At 39.5% G+C, this 17,398-nt stretch carries 15 protein-coding genes and 1 pseudogene; 15 read left to right on the top strand and 1 reads right to left on the bottom strand.

The features are described from left to right. Positions 1-55: 55 nt before the first annotated feature. From BK139_RS10740 to BK139_RS10755, 4 genes are all read left to right on the top strand, one after another. On the top strand, positions 56-1,231 hold the full coding sequence (locus tag BK139_RS10740) for a metal-dependent hydrolase family protein (RefSeq protein ID WP_076258474.1): 1,176 nt from the start codon (positions 56-58) through the stop codon (positions 1,229-1,231). Positions 1,232-1,405: 174 nt separating this feature from the next. Next, positions 1,406-1,768, top strand: coding sequence for a Na-translocating system protein MpsC family protein (locus BK139_RS10745; RefSeq protein ID WP_019382235.1), 363 nt, complete (start codon positions 1,406-1,408; stop codon positions 1,766-1,768). A gap of 132 nt (positions 1,769-1,900) precedes the next feature. After that, positions 1,901-2,923 carry a Nif3-like dinuclear metal center hexameric protein gene (locus BK139_RS10750; RefSeq protein WP_019382234.1) on the top strand — a complete coding sequence of 341 codons (1,023 nt, stop codon included), beginning with the start codon at positions 1,901-1,903 and terminating at the stop codon, positions 2,921-2,923. 18 nt (positions 2,924-2,941) lie between these two features. Continuing rightward, the gene (locus BK139_RS10755; RefSeq protein WP_019382233.1) at positions 2,942-4,063 is read left to right on the top strand and encodes a hypothetical protein; all 1,122 of its coding nucleotides are present in this window, start codon (positions 2,942-2,944) and stop codon (positions 4,061-4,063) included. A gap of 45 nt (positions 4,064-4,108) precedes the next feature. On the opposite strand, the gene BK139_RS10760 is transcribed toward BK139_RS10755, so the two are convergent. Beyond that, positions 4,109-4,573, bottom strand: coding sequence for a hypothetical protein (locus BK139_RS10760; protein ID WP_019382232.1), 465 nt, complete (start codon positions 4,571-4,573; stop codon positions 4,109-4,111). Between the two features lie 204 nt (positions 4,574-4,777). Between BK139_RS10760 and BK139_RS23705 the strand changes: the two are divergent. The 11 genes and pseudogenes from BK139_RS23705 to BK139_RS10815 form a co-directional block, all read left to right on the top strand. Further along, positions 4,778-4,927 (top strand): annotated as a pseudogene (locus BK139_RS23705) (SAM-dependent methyltransferase); the annotation flags it as partial. Between the two features lie 81 nt (positions 4,928-5,008). Continuing rightward, positions 5,009-5,449, top strand: coding sequence for an Hsp20/alpha crystallin family protein (locus BK139_RS10765; RefSeq protein ID WP_076258476.1), 441 nt, complete (start codon positions 5,009-5,011; stop codon positions 5,447-5,449). Positions 5,450-6,161: 712 nt separating this feature from the next. Further along, on the top strand, positions 6,162-7,652 hold the full coding sequence (locus tag BK139_RS10775; RefSeq protein ID WP_076258479.1) for a M81 family metallopeptidase: 1,491 nt from the start codon (positions 6,162-6,164) through the stop codon (positions 7,650-7,652). Positions 7,653-7,669: 17 nt separating this feature from the next. Further along, a complete protein-coding gene (locus BK139_RS10780; protein WP_083675346.1) occupies positions 7,670-9,268 on the top strand; it encodes an ABC transporter substrate-binding protein in 1,599 nt (532 codons plus the stop codon). Between the two features lie 70 nt (positions 9,269-9,338). Next, on the top strand, positions 9,339-10,256 hold the full coding sequence (locus BK139_RS10785; protein WP_076258481.1) for an ABC transporter permease: 918 nt from the start codon (positions 9,339-9,341) through the stop codon (positions 10,254-10,256). Between the two features lie 17 nt (positions 10,257-10,273). Then, positions 10,274-11,191 (top strand): ABC transporter permease, encoded by a 918-nt coding sequence (locus tag BK139_RS10790; RefSeq protein WP_076258484.1) that lies wholly within the window; start codon positions 10,274-10,276, stop codon positions 11,189-11,191. 19 nt (positions 11,192-11,210) lie between these two features. Then, positions 11,211-12,215 carry an ABC transporter ATP-binding protein gene (locus BK139_RS10795; protein ID WP_019382224.1) on the top strand — a complete coding sequence of 335 codons (1,005 nt, stop codon included), beginning with the start codon at positions 11,211-11,213 and terminating at the stop codon, positions 12,213-12,215. Then, the gene (locus tag BK139_RS10800; RefSeq protein WP_019382223.1) at positions 12,212-13,216 is read left to right on the top strand and encodes an ABC transporter ATP-binding protein; all 1,005 of its coding nucleotides are present in this window, start codon (positions 12,212-12,214) and stop codon (positions 13,214-13,216) included. The genes BK139_RS10795 and BK139_RS10800 overlap by 4 nt, the downstream gene beginning before the upstream one ends. A gap of 18 nt (positions 13,217-13,234) precedes the next feature. Beyond that, positions 13,235-14,365 carry an o-succinylbenzoate synthase gene (gene menC / locus BK139_RS10805; protein WP_019382222.1) on the top strand — a complete coding sequence of 377 codons (1,131 nt, stop codon included), beginning with the start codon at positions 13,235-13,237 and terminating at the stop codon, positions 14,363-14,365. Between the two features lie 55 nt (positions 14,366-14,420). After that, positions 14,421-15,257 carry a hypothetical protein gene (locus tag BK139_RS10810; RefSeq protein WP_076258487.1) on the top strand — a complete coding sequence of 279 codons (837 nt, stop codon included), beginning with the start codon at positions 14,421-14,423 and terminating at the stop codon, positions 15,255-15,257. 21 nt (positions 15,258-15,278) lie between these two features. Further along, positions 15,279-17,378, top strand: coding sequence for a S9 family peptidase (locus BK139_RS10815; protein WP_076258490.1), 2,100 nt, complete (start codon positions 15,279-15,281; stop codon positions 17,376-17,378). Positions 17,379-17,398: the final 20 nt, after the last annotated feature.

Here is a 17,398-nt window from a genome sequence, read left to right on the forward strand (position 1 = left end):
TGGAAAGGGAGAAGTATCACACTTCTTCCTTTTAAACTGATAGGAGGAACTTGTGATGGAGTTTGTGATAACGAATGTGCAGCTATTGTATGGAGAAGAATTAGATTGTAAAAAGGGGTTAGCACTTTGGATAAAAGATGGTTTGATCAAGGGAATTATCCCTGAATCCAAACTGCCAGCCGGCGTAAAGGTTATCGATGGAAATGGAGGCTTTCTCGCTCCAGGCTTAATAGATTTACATATTCATATGATGTGGGACGGCTCATTAAATCCAGTTCACACCTCCGAGGCAGAGGGCTATGAGCAGATGCTGATACGAGCAGTTGCCAATTGTCAAACCTATCTTCAGCACGGAATAACGACTGTGAGGGATATTGGCTCCATTGATGATATTGCGCTGCATGTGGCAAAAGGGATTAAAAGGGGGCTTATTCCAGGTCCTGATGTCATTGCCAGCGGAAAAACCTTAACCATGACAGGCGGGCATGATCCGTTCTGGGCAAGATTTGTCGATGGGAAGGATGAGGCATTAAAAGGAGTACGCGAACAAATTTTTAAGGGTGCTGAAGTAATTAAAGTAAGTGCAACTGGCGGGGTCTATGGAAGAATAGAAGGGGAACAGGTCGGCAATGCGGAGCTAAGTCTGGAAGAGCAGGAAGTCATCTGTAAAGAGGCACACCGTTTTGGACTCAAAGTGGCGTCCCATGCGATTGGACGTGATGGAATACTTAATTCGATACTTGCTGGTGTGGATACAATTGAGCATGGTCAGTTTCTGGATGATGAACTGGCTGCCTTAATGGAAGAACGGAATACCGCCTGGATTCCAACCTTGTTCGTCTATAAGCAAATTGCAACACAGGAAGGAATTCCTTCTTATGCAAGAAATAAAGCAAAGGAAATAGTCAGCATTCACCGGAATGCATTTGAAACCTATTTTAACAGGAATATTTTAATTGGGGCAGGTTCAGATGCGGGTTCACCATGCACTCCTCACCGGGCGCTGCTGGATGAATTGTATACCATGAATGAGATTGTTTCTGATGCGAAAAAGGTGCTAAAAACAGCTACAGTTAATGCAGGGGAAATCTTAGGACGTGACGTTGGGCAAATAAAAGAAGGATACAGGGCGAATCTGATTTTGATTAAGGGAAATCCGCTTGAGTGCCTGAGTAATTTAGAAAGTATAAAGATGGTTGTAATCAGGGGAGAAGCTGCTTATGAAGCATAACAATAAGAGCCTTGATAAGCAGGCGAAATAAGCAGTGTCCAGGTGACTAGTGTCTGAAGGTTAATTTTATCTAGCAAAATATATTTTTAATATAAACACTTTACAGATACTATTAACTATGTTAAATTCTATTTAACAAAGGATTCTGAAATTTCAAAAAGATGGTGTGAGTGAATGAGTTGGACTGCTGGCCCATTTAAACAGGAACTGATCAAGGATTATAACAATATCAACCTTCTTTTGTTTAACATTGGTGTCAAAAGTCAAAGAGTCGAGTTTTTGGGGGATAAGATATTAATTTTCGCCAATCATAAGAGAATTCCATCTCTTAAACATTTGGACGAGATTAATCGCTTTGTAACCCGAATGACTGACATTGCCATCATAGATAGTTATAAGGAACATTTAAGGAATGTCCTGGAAGAAAAATATGGGATGAAGGTACTTTCTATTTTAAAGGACTATGATCCCGTAACTGAACTCTCAGGAACGATCATTACCCTGGATCAGGATACAAGTGCCTATATTTCCAGGTAACTAAATAATCGTGACTGGTCCAATGAACTCTTAAGAGTGCATAAAAACCGTCAGTACAAGCTTTCAGACTAGCGTCTGTTTGTTTTGTGCTGACGGTTTTTTTTATAAAAAAATAGAGGAGGCAGCAACATTATGAAAACAATAGAAGATGTATTGATTGCGCTGGATGAACTGACAGGAGGAAGAGTGATTAAATCTCTAAATGACATTACGAGAGGTGAGCATCCCTTTGTCATCATGAAGTCTTCCAACATTCCCGGGAAAGAGATCATTGAAACGCCTGGTCTTGTTTATGGCGATATGAATAAAGAAGTAAAAAAAGTAGCAGTTGCCATGACAATGACAGAAGGAAGTATCGAACTTGCCGGCGCTACTGGTGTCGATGCCATTGTTGCTCATCATCCGATAGCCGAAGCGGCAAATTCGGGCGGAGTTATCTTGAAAAATTATCTGGATTTGTATAATGTAGCTGCATTTGAATTGCATGAAGCCTTCCATGGATTACATCCTGGCATTCCTTTTTTGCACGGCCATCAGGTATACCGTACAGAGGTTTCTTATGGAGGAGTACACGGAAATATTTTATATGCAGGGAAGGTACTCCCTGAGGTGAAAACGCTGGGGGATATTTTAACACGGCTGGACAATTTCATGGGTCTGAGAGATGAAGAGGAATTGTTACATACTGAAAAGGAAATACGCAATAGTTCATCTCTGTCAGAAACAAGTATAGTGACACGCGGGAGAATTGTTCATGGAGAAGAGACAAGCCCCGTGAACAATATTGTGCACATTTTCCCGCATACGGGATTTTCTCCTGAACATTTGCGTCAAGCCATCCAGGAACACCCGGAAGCTGACACAGTTCTCGCTAGCATTAGCCGGGTTTATGATGGACATCCGCTTATTGAAACAGCTAAGGAGTTAGGCCTTAATTTTATTATTGGAAACTGCCATGTGTTAGAAATACTTGAAAATGGTTTACCTTTAGCTTACGCCTTGGACAGACTGCTGCCTGATGTTGAAGTTGTTGTTTTTCGGGAACGCGTGACAAGCATATCCCTAAATGAAATGGGATCTACTCAGTTAAAGAAATATGCAGAAGAAATGGCTGAGGGTTATCTATTGAAAAAAAAGGTTGTCCAAACAGTATAAAAAAAGGAGTGCAGGTAGATGAGCGAGGTTAAATCTTTAGTACAAGAAAATATAGAAATAGAAGAGAATAGTGTCCCGATTCCTTTAACGAGAAAATGGACACGAATTGAAGCAGTCGGTCTCGGTTTAGTCATCCTCTCACTGCTGGTATTGTTAATCACGCCAGGTACATTAGCCGGGTTATTTACTTCCATTGTCGATCAGGTTTTCCCGGTTATCGTAGAGATATTCTTAACCGGCACGGTAGGGGTATCCATAATTGTTAGTGTCATTATAGGCCGGGTACTGGAACGGCTGGGGTTTACGGATGCGTTAATCCGGATATTCATTCCTGTTACAAAGCTGATGAAAGTGAATTCAGCTGTTATCATTCCAAGTATATATAATATTCTTGGTGACATTAATGCTGCCGGAAAAATTGCCGGACCAATCTTAATCCGTTCAGGAGCAACAAAAGCAGAGCAGAAAATAGCGGTAGCCACCATGGTACAATCCCAGCAGTCTTTTGCTACCTTTATGTTAGGCATGGTTGCATTAACGGCTGTAGGCGCCAATGCCTTTGTCGTGGTCGTGCTGGCTGTTTTCATGCCTGTCATTGTTGTCCCGTTCCTGCTTTCTAAAACCATTTACCGGGATACGAAAGCTGTCCAAATTGCAAAGCTGCCTCAATTTACGCCGAAGACTGGCTTTTTGCCCACTTTGTTTAATGGAGCCAGGGAGGGAGCAGAGCTTTTATTCCTTCTCATTATACCGGCTGCCGCCGTCGTGTTTGCTGCTATTGGCGTTCTCGATTATATCGGCATATGGTCAAAATTTGAATCCGGCTTATCAGCCGTTTTGTTAGCTCTAAATATTCATCCGGAGACCGGAATTCTCTCCATATTGGCTAGCCCGGCGCTGGCGATGGCCCAGTTATCGGAAGTAGCGGGTTCTTTGGATCCGCGTTTGGTCATCGGATCATTCGTATTAGCTTCATCCGGCTTGCCTTTGTCTACTGTCTTTGGTCAAATTCCGGTTATATGGGCAGCTAATTCTGATCTAAGTGAAAAGGAAGCAATGGGAGCTGCTGTATTAGGTATCATCATGCGTATTTTGACAGCCTTTTTGATTGTTTATTTCTTAACGCCGATATTAGTTTAATGCTCAGAGCTAAGGTAAAGAAACAATTTTTGCTTGGTATAAGATCTAAATTTTTCCCAGTAAAAAAGAAAGATTGATCAAATATTGATTTGGTGGGATCCTTTCAAATGATTGGGGATCCAGGTGAAGCTCTGTTTTTCTTATAAGATTGTTTTCCTCGTTCCATAAGAAAAGTACGGCCGTTTGATGAATGGGTTCCATAATCCCTTTCATCGGCGCAAGAAGTTCAATTTTAAGATCATCCAGGGGAAAGTCAGGCCGGCAAATAAGCTTACAAGGTGTTGTTTGTAAGGGTTCATAGTGATTTATTGTATGATCAGACAGATAGTGGATCCTCCCGGTAGCTGCAATTCTTTTATCAGGGAGGATCAGTCCAGATTCATGATAGATATCTCTTCCGATGGAGGAAGGGATCTTTTTTTTGTTCCATAAAATGGACATCGAAAAAGTGTTGCCAGGCAAAATCGTCCATGCTCTCTTGGCTATCAGTTCAAATCCGATAAAGGACATGGCTATCCCTCTTTCCTGCTGCTCGATACTGATGTTTATGCTCGAGGAAGAAAAAATATCTGCTATGTATCCATCAATTCATTATGATAGCTGTTACTCACGAACCCTCTTTTTGTTGAGAACTGGCCTGTTAAGAGTTGCCAACTAATCAAAAGCACCAATCCGTTAAAAAACATTAAAAATAGGTTTAACCATGAAGCTAGCTATAATCAGTTAAAGCCAAACGGATATATGATTTTTACTGCGGTTTCAAAAGAAGCCCCCATGTATGGAAAGGGTAAACAATTGGGCAAAGACTATTTTGAGATCATGGAAGGAGTAAAAATGTTTTTCTATGATTCCGACTCAATCAAACCTTATCCCTTAAATGAATAATTACATCGTAAATGTAAAAAATATATTTGTTAAAAATAAATAACTAAGGAGATGATACAAATGGCATTGATACCTTATGATCCATTTAGACAATTAACTAACATTAGGAGAGATTTTGACAGATTATTCAATGATTTCCCTTTTCATTTAGACAATGAAATGAATCAATTGGGGAATATAAGAGTGGATGTTCATGAAACAGATAAAGAGGTAGTAGCAACTTGTGACATTCCAGGCTTACAGAATAAAGAAGATGTAAACATTGATATTGAAAATAATGTATTGAGAATTAGTGGCTCAATTAACAGAACTAATGAGATTAAAGAAGAGAATTTGCATAGGAGAGAAAGATACACAGGTAGCTTTCAGAGAGCTATTACACTACCAACTCCTGTTTCTGAGGAAGGTATAAAGGCTTCTTATAAGAATGGTGTACTAGAAGTTATCATGCCTAAACAAACTCAAACAAATAAAAAGAAAATTGATGTGGATTTCCATTAAAAATGAACAGTTTGCTACCTGTTATGAAAGAGTTTGGCAGGGATTACTTGCAGGAAATTGCTGAGGAACAACCTGACCTAGTTGATTTGCTAATTTTAAGCTGCCATTTACCTCAGGCAAAGAAAAAAATTATTTTAAATGAGCTGACTAATAATATTAAGAATTCCTACCAGCATTACTTCCTTTGAGGTAATGCTTTTCTTTTGTAAGATACTGATGTTTATGCACGAGGAGGAAAAAATATCTGCTATGTATCCATCAATTCATTATGATAGCTGTTACCCACTAACCCTCTTTTTGTTGAGAACTGGCCTGTTAAGATGTTGTTTGCCAAATAATCAAAAGCACTAATCCCTCAGAAAACAGTCTTCATAAAATATAATTTAGCTTTCTGCAGTATGCAATAAGTATGCGTATGCTGCTTTTTTTCCTACCCACTCGATTATTTGTGCGCCCTCCTTGTTTTGATTGATATGTGCCAGATAAAATTCGGGACTGTTTCCCTTGGATTCAGTGCCGAATTTTTTCTATTCATCGCTAAACCGAAATGCTAGAAAAACCTAGGGCTGTAAAATTAATTCTGAAAATTTATAAAAATATAAATTTATGTATTGAAAAGGTAACAAATTAGTAATATAATTACAAACAATAAAACGTTTACTTCATTTTTGAAACAAATTAAAGTATCTACTTCAAAAAAGGCGGGATAACAATGAGAATCTTGATAGGTGGAATTGCACACGAGACCAACACATTTTCCAATGTGAAAACAACAGTTGAATCGTTTAAGCAATGGGAATGGATACACGGAGATACAATCATACAGAAACATCGAAAAGTAAGAAATTACTTAGGTGGTATGATTGATCGGGCTGAAGAAATTGGGGTGGAAATTATTCCGAGTTTTTCAGCTTTTGCCATGCCCTCAGGGTTAATAACGAAGGAAACCTACGAGAGGCTGATTTATGAATTAACGGATTCTATTAAAGCAGCGGGTGAATTTGAGGCTGTTTGTCTGGCACTTCATGGTGCTGGAGTTGCGGAGGATGCTGATGATCTTGAAGGTGGTATATTATCTGCTGTTAGAGAAATTATCGGATATAAAATCCCTGTTGTTGTCACACTGGATCTTCATGGCAATATAACTGACCAGATGGTTAAAGAAGCTGATGTCCTATTAGGTGTTAATTTCTACCCTCATGTCGATTGTTATGAAAGAGGAAAAGAAGCCATTGATATTACGAAGCAAATTCTTTTAGAAGAAATACATCCAAAGATGAGCCTCAAAAAACTGCCACTTATGATTCCCACTTCCACCACGAATTTACCTCCTGCGAAGCACATTAATGAATTATGCTGGACACGCGAAAAAAACGAAAAAATTATTGATTGTACATTCTTTCATGGATTTCCTTACACCAATATTCCTGAAGTCGGTGTAACGGTTGTAGCTATTACTAATAATGACCAGGAGCTGGCAGATCAAACAGCAGAAGAAATTGCAATAGAAATTTGGAATACTAGAGAGGACTTTTTTCCAGATATCGATACTCCTGAGGAAGGTATAAATAAAGCGTTGAGGATGGAAGGCAAGCCAATCATAATTAACGAAACCTCCGATAATCCTGGGGGCGGTACACCAGGTGATGGAACTCACTTGCTCTCAGCTATGTTAAAAGCAAAGCTTGAAAATGCTTGTTTCGGCTTTATATATGATCCAGAAGTAGTGGATATTGCACATGAAAGTGGAGTGGGGACGGTAATCGAAGTACTGCTCGGCGGAAAAACGGACGATATGCATGGGGAGCCTATACATGTTAAAGCATACGTAAAAACTCTCACTGATGGGCAGTTTATCCAATCTTCGCCGATGGGAAGAGGTGCAAGCATCAATTATGGCAAGTCTGCGAGAGTCATAGTTGATGGGATCGATATTATAATTTGTTCTAAAAGGTCACAGACACTGGATGAACAAATCTTTTTGCTGCATGGGATTGATATAAAATCCTATAAAATCGTGGCCTTAAAATCAAGCCAGCATTTCAGGGCAGGTTTTGAACCGCTTGCAAAGGAAATCATTTCAGTTGACTCTCCAGGATTAAGCAGCTTTAATCTAAAATCCTTTAATCATACAAGACTCAGAAAAAAAGTATATCCATTTTATAAGGAAATAACGCTGTTTCAAAAAGAAAAATTCATGTGAAAAATGGGGGAAAGAAAGTGAAAAAGAAAGTATTAAAAATGTTATCCATCACTTTGATAAGTTTCGCAGTCATTTTAACAGGCTGTAATCCAGCTTCCGAAAAAACCGCTGGATCTGACACAACGGGTTCTGCACCACGGGACACGCTGGTAATATCCTCTGTTCGTGAGCCTGACAGCATTGATGTTCATAAAACAACATGGGTTGATGATACCAATGCCCATATATATGACACTTTACTCAAAAGGGATTTAGATGGAAATTTGGTTCCTGGACTTGCTGAAAAGTATGAGGTTTCAGATGACGGGAAAGTTTGGACAATCGTATTAAATAAAACGGCCAAATTCCATTCCGGAGAACCGGTTACTGCTGAAGCAGTTAAGAAAACATTTGAAAGATTTCTGCAGCATTCTGCAGTTAAATTCATAGCAGGGCCACTGGACAAAATTGACGCTGTGGACGAACAAACATTAAAGATTTATTTCACTGAGCCTTTTGCCCCTTTTGCCAGTGGATTAACTACTGCCTATTTAGCACCGATGGATCCTAAAGCACTTGATGAGTATGGAGATGACTTTGGAGAACAGCCGGCTGCGGCGGGATTATTTAAATTTGGAGAACATAAACGAGGATCCTCCATTACTTACATGAAAAATGGCGATTATAGCTGGGGCCCTTCTTTTGTGGACAACAAGGGTGAACCGGCTTATGACAAATTTGAGTTCCGCTTTATTACTGATGATGATACTAGGGTGCTTGAATTTAAGAAAGGTACCACACAAATAATGACAAAGGTACCGCCAAACTATATTCAAGATCTTAAAGAAACAGAAGGTGTAGAGCTTAATAGCATGTACGAACAAGGCATAACATACTTAGGCTTCAATAATAAGAAACCAATATTCCAGGACAAACGTGTCAGACAAGCAATTGCACTTGGGATTGATAGGGAGCCAATTGTTGAGTTTGCTTTGGAAGGATATGCCAAGCCGCTCTTTGGTCCGCTTCCTCATACAATACCTGGTTATAGTGAAAAAGTTGAAGCAGAAGCAAAACAAAAATATAGCCAGAATATTGATAAGGCTAAGTCGCTGCTGGCAGAAGCCGGGTGGAAGGATACAGATGGAGATGGAATTGTAGATAAGGACGGAAAGCCTTTCTCCTTTGAATTATGGTTATCGGATGAACCTGTTATGCAAAGAGTTGTCCAAATTATTCAAGGCCAGTTAAAGGAAATCGGAATTGATGTAAAAATTTCAGTTCAAGAAGCAGCGTCCATTGCTGCAAATACACCAAAAGGCCTGCATGATGCCATCCTTAACATGTACGGATGGTCTGATCCAGATATCTTATACATGCTTATGACCAAAGGAAATTCAACCAGATTGCATTACGAATCTGACCAATTACAAGAGATGCTTACTAAAGGCCGACAAACGATGAATCCTGAAGAGCGCATGAAAATCTATGAAGAAGCACAGCAATTTATTGTGGAAGAATCTCCGTGGGTTCCACTATTTGTTCGTGAGAGTATAACGGCTTACCGTGATATTGATGGATTCAAACAAAATCCATATTCACAAAACATTATATTTAATGATATCACTCCGAAATAAAACCACAGAGAAAGTTAGGGATGTTCAGTCATCCCTAACAATCCTATTAATAAAAGGAGGGATCTGAAATATGTCTAAATATATTGTGAAACGTATCCTATCAATGATTGTTACTCTTATTGGGGTGTCTTTTTTAGTCTTTTTGATGATGCATCTTATCCCTGGTGATCCAGTAACCTATATTCTGGGGGATTTTGCCTCAGAAGAATCAATAACTGAACTGAGAAGTACTCTAGGACTGGATCAGCCGCTATATATTCAATATTTCGATTATATAAGGAATGTGCTGCAGGGGGACCTGGGAACCTCGTATATAACAGGACTGACAGTTGGAGAAGAAATTTATGCCCGATTTCCCATAACATTTCAATTAGCGGTCTATAGTTTGATTATTGGATCTTTATTTGGAATCTTAATGGGGATTTTAGCTGCTGTTAAACAAAATACAATTTTTGACCAATTAGCCATGGTCATTTCTTTAATAGGAATCTCTGCACCAGGATTTTGGATTGCCCTATTCTTGATTTGGATTTTTTCCTATCAGCTTAACCTTTTTCCTATTTCAGGATACGAAGGCTTTCATTCATTAATTCTGCCTTCCATTACGCTGGGTTTAGGATCAGCCGGAAATATAGCCAGAATGACAAGGTCAAGTATGCTTGAAGTCATTAAACAGGATTTTATGAGAACAGCTCAAGCTAAAGGGCTTGCCCTGATAAATATGATTTTTCAGCATGCTCTCCAAAATGCCATGATACCGGTTATTACTTTAATTGGTCTGCAGTTTGGTTTTTTATTAGCAGGTGCCGTGGTCATTGAAACCGTATTTTCACTCCCGGGATTAGGCAGTTTTTCAATAGAAGCCATTTCGAAGAGGGATTTGCCAACCGTACAAGGGCTGGTTCTATTTATGGCATTTCTTTTTATCATAACTAACCTAATAGTGGATCTTGTTTATAGTATGGTGGATCCACGTATTAAATATTAGAAAGGGGTGCAGGCTTTTTGAATAGTACAGCACCTAAACTTACAAATTCCGAAACTAATTTAACTCCTCCTCAGAATAATAGAAAGGAAGAAGTAAAATCCAAATCGTACTGGTCTTTAGTTGGGAAAAGGATCATCACGAACAAGAGTGCAGTTATCGGCGCGTCCATTTTATTGTTTTTCGTTTCGGTATCTTTGCTTGCCCCGCTCATTGCCCCACACCCAGTAGATGTAATGAAATTCGAACAGCGGTTCCTGCCTCCAGGGGGAGAAAATTTATTAGGAACAGATGAATTCGGGAGAGATATCTTTTCAAGAATGTTATATGGAGGCCGGGTCTCCTTAATGATGGGGCTTGTTGCAGTACTAATTGCAGGAACAATCGGGGTTATTTTAGGCATCATTTCGGGCTATTACCGACGAATTGATATTTATATTATGCATGTTATGGATATCTTATTGGCGTTTCCTTCCCTTCTTCTTGCTATTGCCATTATAGCAGTGCTTGGGGTCGGTTTAACTAATGCCATGATTGCGGTTGCAATCTCTGTTATTCCTTCCTATGTAAGGGTGGTCCGGGGAACTGTCTTGTCCATAAGGGAGAAAGAATATATTGAGGCAGTAAAGGCACTGGGAGTATCGGATTTTAAAATCATTGTAAAGCATGTTTTTCCTAATATATTATCACCAGTTATTGTTCTATCCAGTTTACAATTTGGGACTAGTATTCTTGTTGCAGCAGCCTTAAGCTTCTTAGGGCTCGGAGCTCAGCCGCCAACTCCAGAGTGGGGGGCTATGGCGTACGTAGGAAAAGGTTTTTTAGGGCAAGCGTGGTGGATGTCACTTTTCCCTGGTCTGGCCATTATGTTAGTCGTACTTGGATTTAATTTATTAGGTGACGGACTGCGTGATGCTCTGGATCCACGACAAAAATAACTGCTTGGGAGTGAATGGGATGGTGACAGAGTTTGCAGAAAAAGAAGCACTTTTAAAAGTGGACAGCCTTTCTATTAAGTTTAAAACAGGGAAAAAAGATTATGTGAATGCAGTTAGTAAGGTGAATTTTACAATTAATAAAGGTGAAACTCTTGCTTTGGTGGGCGAATCAGGGTGCGGTAAAAGTGTTACTTCCCTTTCCATCATGAGACTAATTTCGAATAGTGTTGGGAAAATTGATGGGAAAATCATATTTAAAGACACAGATTTGAATCAATTGTCAGAAAGAAAAATGCGTTCAATTCGCGGGAAAGATATTTCTATGATTTTCCAGGAGCCGATGACCTCCTTAAATCCTGTCCATAGAATTGGAAGACAGATTAGTGAAGTTCTAAAGCTTCATACAGATCTCACAGGGGAAGAACTACATCAGCAGACTGTTGATATGTTAAAAAAGGTAGGGATTCCACGTCCGGAAAAAATTGTAAACGAATTCCCCCACCAACTTTCTGGAGGGATGAGACAGCGGGTGATGATTGCAATGGCTATGGCTTGTAATCCTAGCCTATTAATTGCGGATGAGCCGACAACTGCATTAGATGTGACCATTCAGGCGCAAATTTTGGATTTAATGAATGACCTCAAAACTAATTATGATACAGCCATATTATTAATAACTCATGATTTAGGTGTAGTGGCAGAAATGGCCGATCGGGTTATGGTTATGTATTATGGACAAATCGTTGAAGAAGCTGATGTAAAAACGATATACAAAAATCCAAAACACCCTTATACAATTGGTCTATTAAACTCGATTCCCAGTCTGGAAGAGGATCATGATACCCTTCAGCCAATTGAAGGCAATGTACCTAATTTAGGAGAGGTAACGAAAGGGTGTCCGTTTTATTCCAGATGCACTCATGCTCATGCTAAATGTTCTATAGAAAACCCGCCTTTAATAAAAGCGAATAATGAGCAGGCAGTCAGATGTTGGCTATATATTAAAGAGGAGGCATTAGCATGAGTGAAATACTGCTTGAGGTACATGACCTAAAAACATATTTTCCTATAAGCAAGGGCTTTATTTCTAAAAAAAAGGACTATGTTAAAGCAGTTGATGGTGTAACATTCAACTTGTTTAAAGGAGAAACATTAGGAATTGTTGGGGAAAGCGGATGCGGCAAATCCACAACTGGAAGAAGCATCCTAAGATTAATTGAACCAACTAGCGGCAAAATTAAATTTGAAGGCAGAGATACACTAAGCTTGAAAAAGAATGAGATGAGAAAGCTGCGAAAACAAATGCAAATTGTTTTCCAAGATCCTTTCGCTTCTTTAAATCCCCGTCTCCGAATCTCTTCCATTTTAGAGGAAGCATTGTCAACACATAATATAGGAAAGAACAAGAAAGAACGAAGCGAAAAAGCGATAGAGATATTGGAAATGGTAGGGTTAAACGCTTATCATGCCGATCGCTATCCTCATGAATTTAGCGGTGGACAAAGACAAAGGATTGGAATTGCCCGCGCAATCGCTGTGAATCCGTCACTAATAATAGCTGATGAGCCAGTTTCTGCTTTGGATGTATCAGTACAAGCACAAATACTTAATCTGTTTCAGAGTCTTCAGAAACAGTTGGGCTTAACATATATTTTTATTGCCCATGATTTGAGTGTTGTTAAACACATAAGTGACAGAATAGGAGTAATGTATCTAGGGAGAATGGTAGAGTTTGCAGATAAGAACCAATTGTTTTCAGAACCGCTGCATCCTTATACTAAATCGCTTATGTCATCTGTTCCCGTTCCGAATCCTGAAGTTGAAAAGAAAGACCGGATTATCTTAACTGGTGATGTTCCAAATCCAGCAAGTCCTCCCCAGGGCTGTTCATTCCACCCGCGTTGTTTCGCATGTATGGAAACATGTAAATCAAAAAAACCTCGTAACATTGAGGTTAATCCAGGCCATTTTGTAGCATGTCACCTGTATGATCCTCAAATAATGGGTAAAGAAAACAATTTTTAATAAAAAGGAAGATACTGAATGGATATAAATCAGATTGCATTACAACGAATAAAATTACCATTAAAATCTCCGTTTGAAACTAGTTTCGGTAAAGTTACTGAAAAAGATATTATTATTGTTAAGGCATATAGCGGCGATAAAGTGGGTTTTGCTGAAAGTGTCGCTATGCCCTATCCAATATATAACGAAGAGACTACAGGTACTGTATGGCACATGCTTGAAAAATACCTAATCCCTCAACTGTTGGATAAAGGAATTCAAGAGCCAAAAGATGTGTCAGAGATGTTTTCATATATACGCAGAAATAATATGGCAAAAGCTGCTCTTGAAATGGCTGTATGGGATTTGTATAGCAAGCTAAAAGGACAGCCGCTTTCTGCTGTATTGGGAGGTAAGCGTTCAGAGATTGAAGTGGGTGTCAGCATTGGAATAGAAGACAGTATAGAGACTCTTTTAAACAGGGTGGAAGGTTTTTTAGAGAATGGATATAAAAAGATAAAGGTGAAAATTAAGCCAGGCTGGGACCTTGAACCAGTGGAGGCTATTCGCAAAAAATTCGGAGATCAAATTCCGCTGATGGCTGATGCTAATTCTGCTTATAGCCTAAATGATAAACAGCTATTAAAGGAGCTGGATCAGTTTAATTTAATGATGGTTGAGCAGCCATTAGCTCATGATGACATTATCGACCATGCCAAACTGCAGGCAGAAATGAAAACACCTATCTGTTTAGATGAAAGCATTCATTCTGCAGAAGACGCAAGAAAGGCAATCGAAATTAATGCATGTAAAATTATCAATATAAAGGTTGGGCGTGTCGGAGGACTAACGGAAGCAATTAAAATGCACGATCTCTGTGAGGAGAATAATATTCCTGTATGGTGCGGCGGTATGCTTGAAGCAGGAATAGGCAGGGCTCATAACATTGCTATTGCTTCATTAAGTAACTTTAGTATTCCAGGTGATACATCCGCTTCCAGCCGTTATTTCGATGAAGATATCATTTTACCGGAAGTGACTCTATCAAAACCAGGCATTATCACTGTTCCAGAACAACCTGGCATTGGTTTTGACATTAATCAGGAACTTATAGATAAACTTACAGTTAATGAACAGGTCTATAAACGGGACACTGTGACCTTTTATTAATAATTTAATATAGCGGCTATTGAAAATTATAGGTGGGGGAGGGGGTGATATACCAGTGGTTTTAACAGAACCAATTGTATATAAAAATATCGAAGGTTTAAAGGAAATACAAGACGTAGTTAGTTTTCAAGAAGAGATTTGGGGGAAAGACGCTGTCACACCCCTTCCGCAGCTTATTGCTGCTGCTCACCATGGCGGAATCTTAATCGGAGCTTTTAATAAAGGGGAGTTACTCGGCTTTTCATACGGTTTTTCGGGTTATAAAAATGGAGAGGCGTATTTGATTTCTCATATGACTGGCGTCTGCAGCAAGTATCAAAACTATGGCATTGGATTACAGCTAAAACTGAAGCAAAGGAATTGGGCCGTTGATTACGGCTATTCTAAAATTGTATGGACCTTTGATCCTTTAGAAGCTAGAAATGCATATTTTAACCTAAATAAGTTAGGGGCATATGCAAAAACCTACTATCCTTCTTATTACGGAGAAATGACTGATAAACTGAACATAGGTCTCCCTTCTGATCGTTTTTTAGCAGAGTGGGATATTTGTTCCAACAGGGTGAAGAACACATTGGCAGGTGTAATTCAAAATGATATATCAGTTATAAATTATCGTCACCTTCTTGCATGGCGCAATCTTAGAAATGTACCATATCCCCTTGATGAAGAACCAGTAAAGGGTGAAAAAGGATACCTGATACCTGTCCCAGTGAACTTCCAAAGTTTAAAACAAGAAAATGATGAGGCTGCGAAGGCTTGGAGATATAAGCTGAGAAATGCGGTACGTAATGCTTTATCTGAAGGTTATACAGTAACTGGAGTGCTGAAAAATAGTAACACCCATGTCCATTTTTATATTCTTGAAAATGAGAACCTTTCAACCCATTAAATAAGATAAGGGAGAGTTGAAATGAGTTTCCGAACTACAGTACCTGAAGATATTTATAAATTTGAATGGCCAAGTAATCCCACTATATCGCCTGATGGAAAACAGGTTGTATATGAAAGAACCGTCACATGTGTGAAAGAAAATATTTATGAAACACACCTGTATTTAAGCGATGTGCACGGTAAATCGAGAAAAATTTTGACGTCCTCCGGCACAAGTAATACCAATCCAGTCTGGTCACCAGATGGAAAAACAATTGCATTTATCTCAAACCGTGCTTATGGACGGCAGGTATGGCTACTATCTCTTGACGGCGGAGAGGCCCGGTGTCTGACGAGATTTCTGCGGGGAATCAGTTCGATTGTATGGTCGCCTGACGGCAGTACGATTTACGGGTTGGTTCCCGTAGCAGGAAATTCAAAACTTGAAACTTTTCATGACCAAAAAACGATGAGTGAAGCCGAAAGCGATATAGAGAAAGGAAACATGTCATGGGGAAATGGACCTAAACATTACACTAATCTTTATTATAAATCTGATGGGATTGGTTTCCACAAACCGCAAAAGCGTCAGCTTGTGGCAATTAATATAGAAACCTGTTCGTTTACACAGTTAACACGAGGAACAACTGACGTCCATGAGCCTGTTGTTTCCCCTGACTGTAAGTATATTGCTTTCAGCACAAGCAGTGAGGATGAAAACTTTCTTTTTGGAGGACAGATTTATCGTGTGCCGGCTTCCGGAGGGGAAGTGGAATTGCTCTATAGTAATAAGAAAGCAAGCTTGCCATCTTACTCACCAGATGGAAAATGGATAGCTTTTTTTGGAATCCATGCAGACCAAAAACAATTGTTTGTTATGCCTGCAGCTGGTGGGAAACCAAGGTGTCTAAGCAAACAATACCCTGATACACTCGCTGATATGACTTTTACAGATATGCGATACCTTAGATATTCATTGCGCCCTCAGTGGTCAAATAATAGCAGCTATGTATATGGTCTCGGAACACGGGAAGGACGGAATGAAATTGTAAGATTCCCGATTGATGAAAACGATGATCGAGCAGAAATCATTATAGGTGGGGACCGGACGATATTTCATTATTCCTACGACGGAGTTGAAACGATTACTATAGCCTATTCGACAGTTAATCACCCTGGAAAAGCAGCAGTAATTAGGATTGATGAAGCTAGTACAGTCGATTGTAAGTATCGGCAGCCAAAGGAAGCTTTTTCTCAAATCCGCATGCCACTCTTTCCTGAAACTGAGATTCGTCTGGATGACTGCAACGACTTGTTGTTATCCGAACTAAAAGTGGTAGAACCGGAGGTCTTTACGTATAGATCTGAAGACAATTGGCATATACAGGGATTTTTACTAAAGCCGGCTATTTTTGATCCTAAGAAGAAATATCCAGTTATACTTGACATTCATGGAGGTCCGCATTCTGCATATGGTTTCTCCTATTTCCACCAATTGCAGCTATTTGCTGCGCAGGGGTACGCCGTTATCTATACAAATCCACGAGGCAGCTCAGGATTTAGTGAAGAATTTACCAATGCAGTACATGGGGATTATGGCGGCAAAGATATGAAGGACATCTTGAATGGTTTAGATTATGCCTTACAAAACTATCACTTTCTTGACGAGAATCGGGTAGCTGTTAATGGTATTAGCTACGGCGGATTTATGGTGAATTGGCTTATCACTCGTACAGATCGATTTTTTGCAGCCGTATCTGAAGGATGTATTTCCAATTGGATTTCTATGTATGGTACAAGCGATATATCCCCCTATTTCGTTGAACAGGAGTTTCTGGGAAAAACAGACCCTGAAACACTTTGGAGGTTTTCGCCACTTGCTTATGCAGATCATGTAAAGACACCGCTTTTGCTGCTGCATAATGAAAGTGATTTGCGATGTCCCATTGAGCAGGCCGAGCAGTTTTATTCCCATATTAAGCGTCATGGAGGTGAGGTTGAATTTGTTCGTATCCCCCATTCCAGCCATGGCCTCCTTCAATATGGAAAACCTGAATTAAGAATAGCTAGGCTGAATGCAATGCTCGATTTTGTCAATGCACATCTGCCTATAAAAAATCTTCAAACCTCAGCTCAATAAATACTGAAAACGGACTGCAA

The sequence above is a fragment of the Paenibacillus sp. FSL R5-0490 genome (assembly GCF_001956215.1).
GTDB lineage: Bacteria > Bacillota > Bacilli > Bacillales > Cytobacillaceae > Cytobacillus.

Bases quoted from the DNA above. Each gene is read 5' to 3' on its own strand.
- BK139_RS10740 (WP_076258474.1), top strand. From the start codon at position 56: ATGGAGTTTGTGATAACGAATGTGCAGCTATTGTATGGAGAAGAATTA.
- BK139_RS10745 (WP_019382235.1), top strand. From the start codon at position 1,406: ATGAGTTGGACTGCTGGCCCATTTAAACAGGAACTGATCAAGGATTAT.
- BK139_RS10750 (WP_019382234.1), top strand. From the start codon at position 1,901: ATGAAAACAATAGAAGATGTATTGATTGCGCTGGATGAACTGACAGGA.
- BK139_RS10755 (WP_019382233.1), top strand. From the start codon at position 2,942: ATGAGCGAGGTTAAATCTTTAGTACAAGAAAATATAGAAATAGAAGAG.
- BK139_RS10760 (WP_019382232.1), bottom strand. From the start codon at position 4,573: ATGTCCTTTATCGGATTTGAACTGATAGCCAAGAGAGCATGGACGATT.
- BK139_RS10765 (WP_076258476.1), top strand. From the start codon at position 5,009: ATGGCATTGATACCTTATGATCCATTTAGACAATTAACTAACATTAGG.
- BK139_RS10775 (WP_076258479.1), top strand. From the start codon at position 6,162: ATGAGAATCTTGATAGGTGGAATTGCACACGAGACCAACACATTTTCC.
- BK139_RS10785 (WP_076258481.1), top strand. From the start codon at position 9,339: ATGTCTAAATATATTGTGAAACGTATCCTATCAATGATTGTTACTCTT.
- BK139_RS10795 (WP_019382224.1), top strand. From the start codon at position 11,211: ATGGTGACAGAGTTTGCAGAAAAAGAAGCACTTTTAAAAGTGGACAGC.
- BK139_RS10800 (WP_019382223.1), top strand. From the start codon at position 12,212: ATGAGTGAAATACTGCTTGAGGTACATGACCTAAAAACATATTTTCCT.
- menC (WP_019382222.1), top strand. From the start codon at position 13,235: ATGGATATAAATCAGATTGCATTACAACGAATAAAATTACCATTAAAA.
- BK139_RS10815 (WP_076258490.1), top strand. From the start codon at position 15,279: ATGAGTTTCCGAACTACAGTACCTGAAGATATTTATAAATTTGAATGG.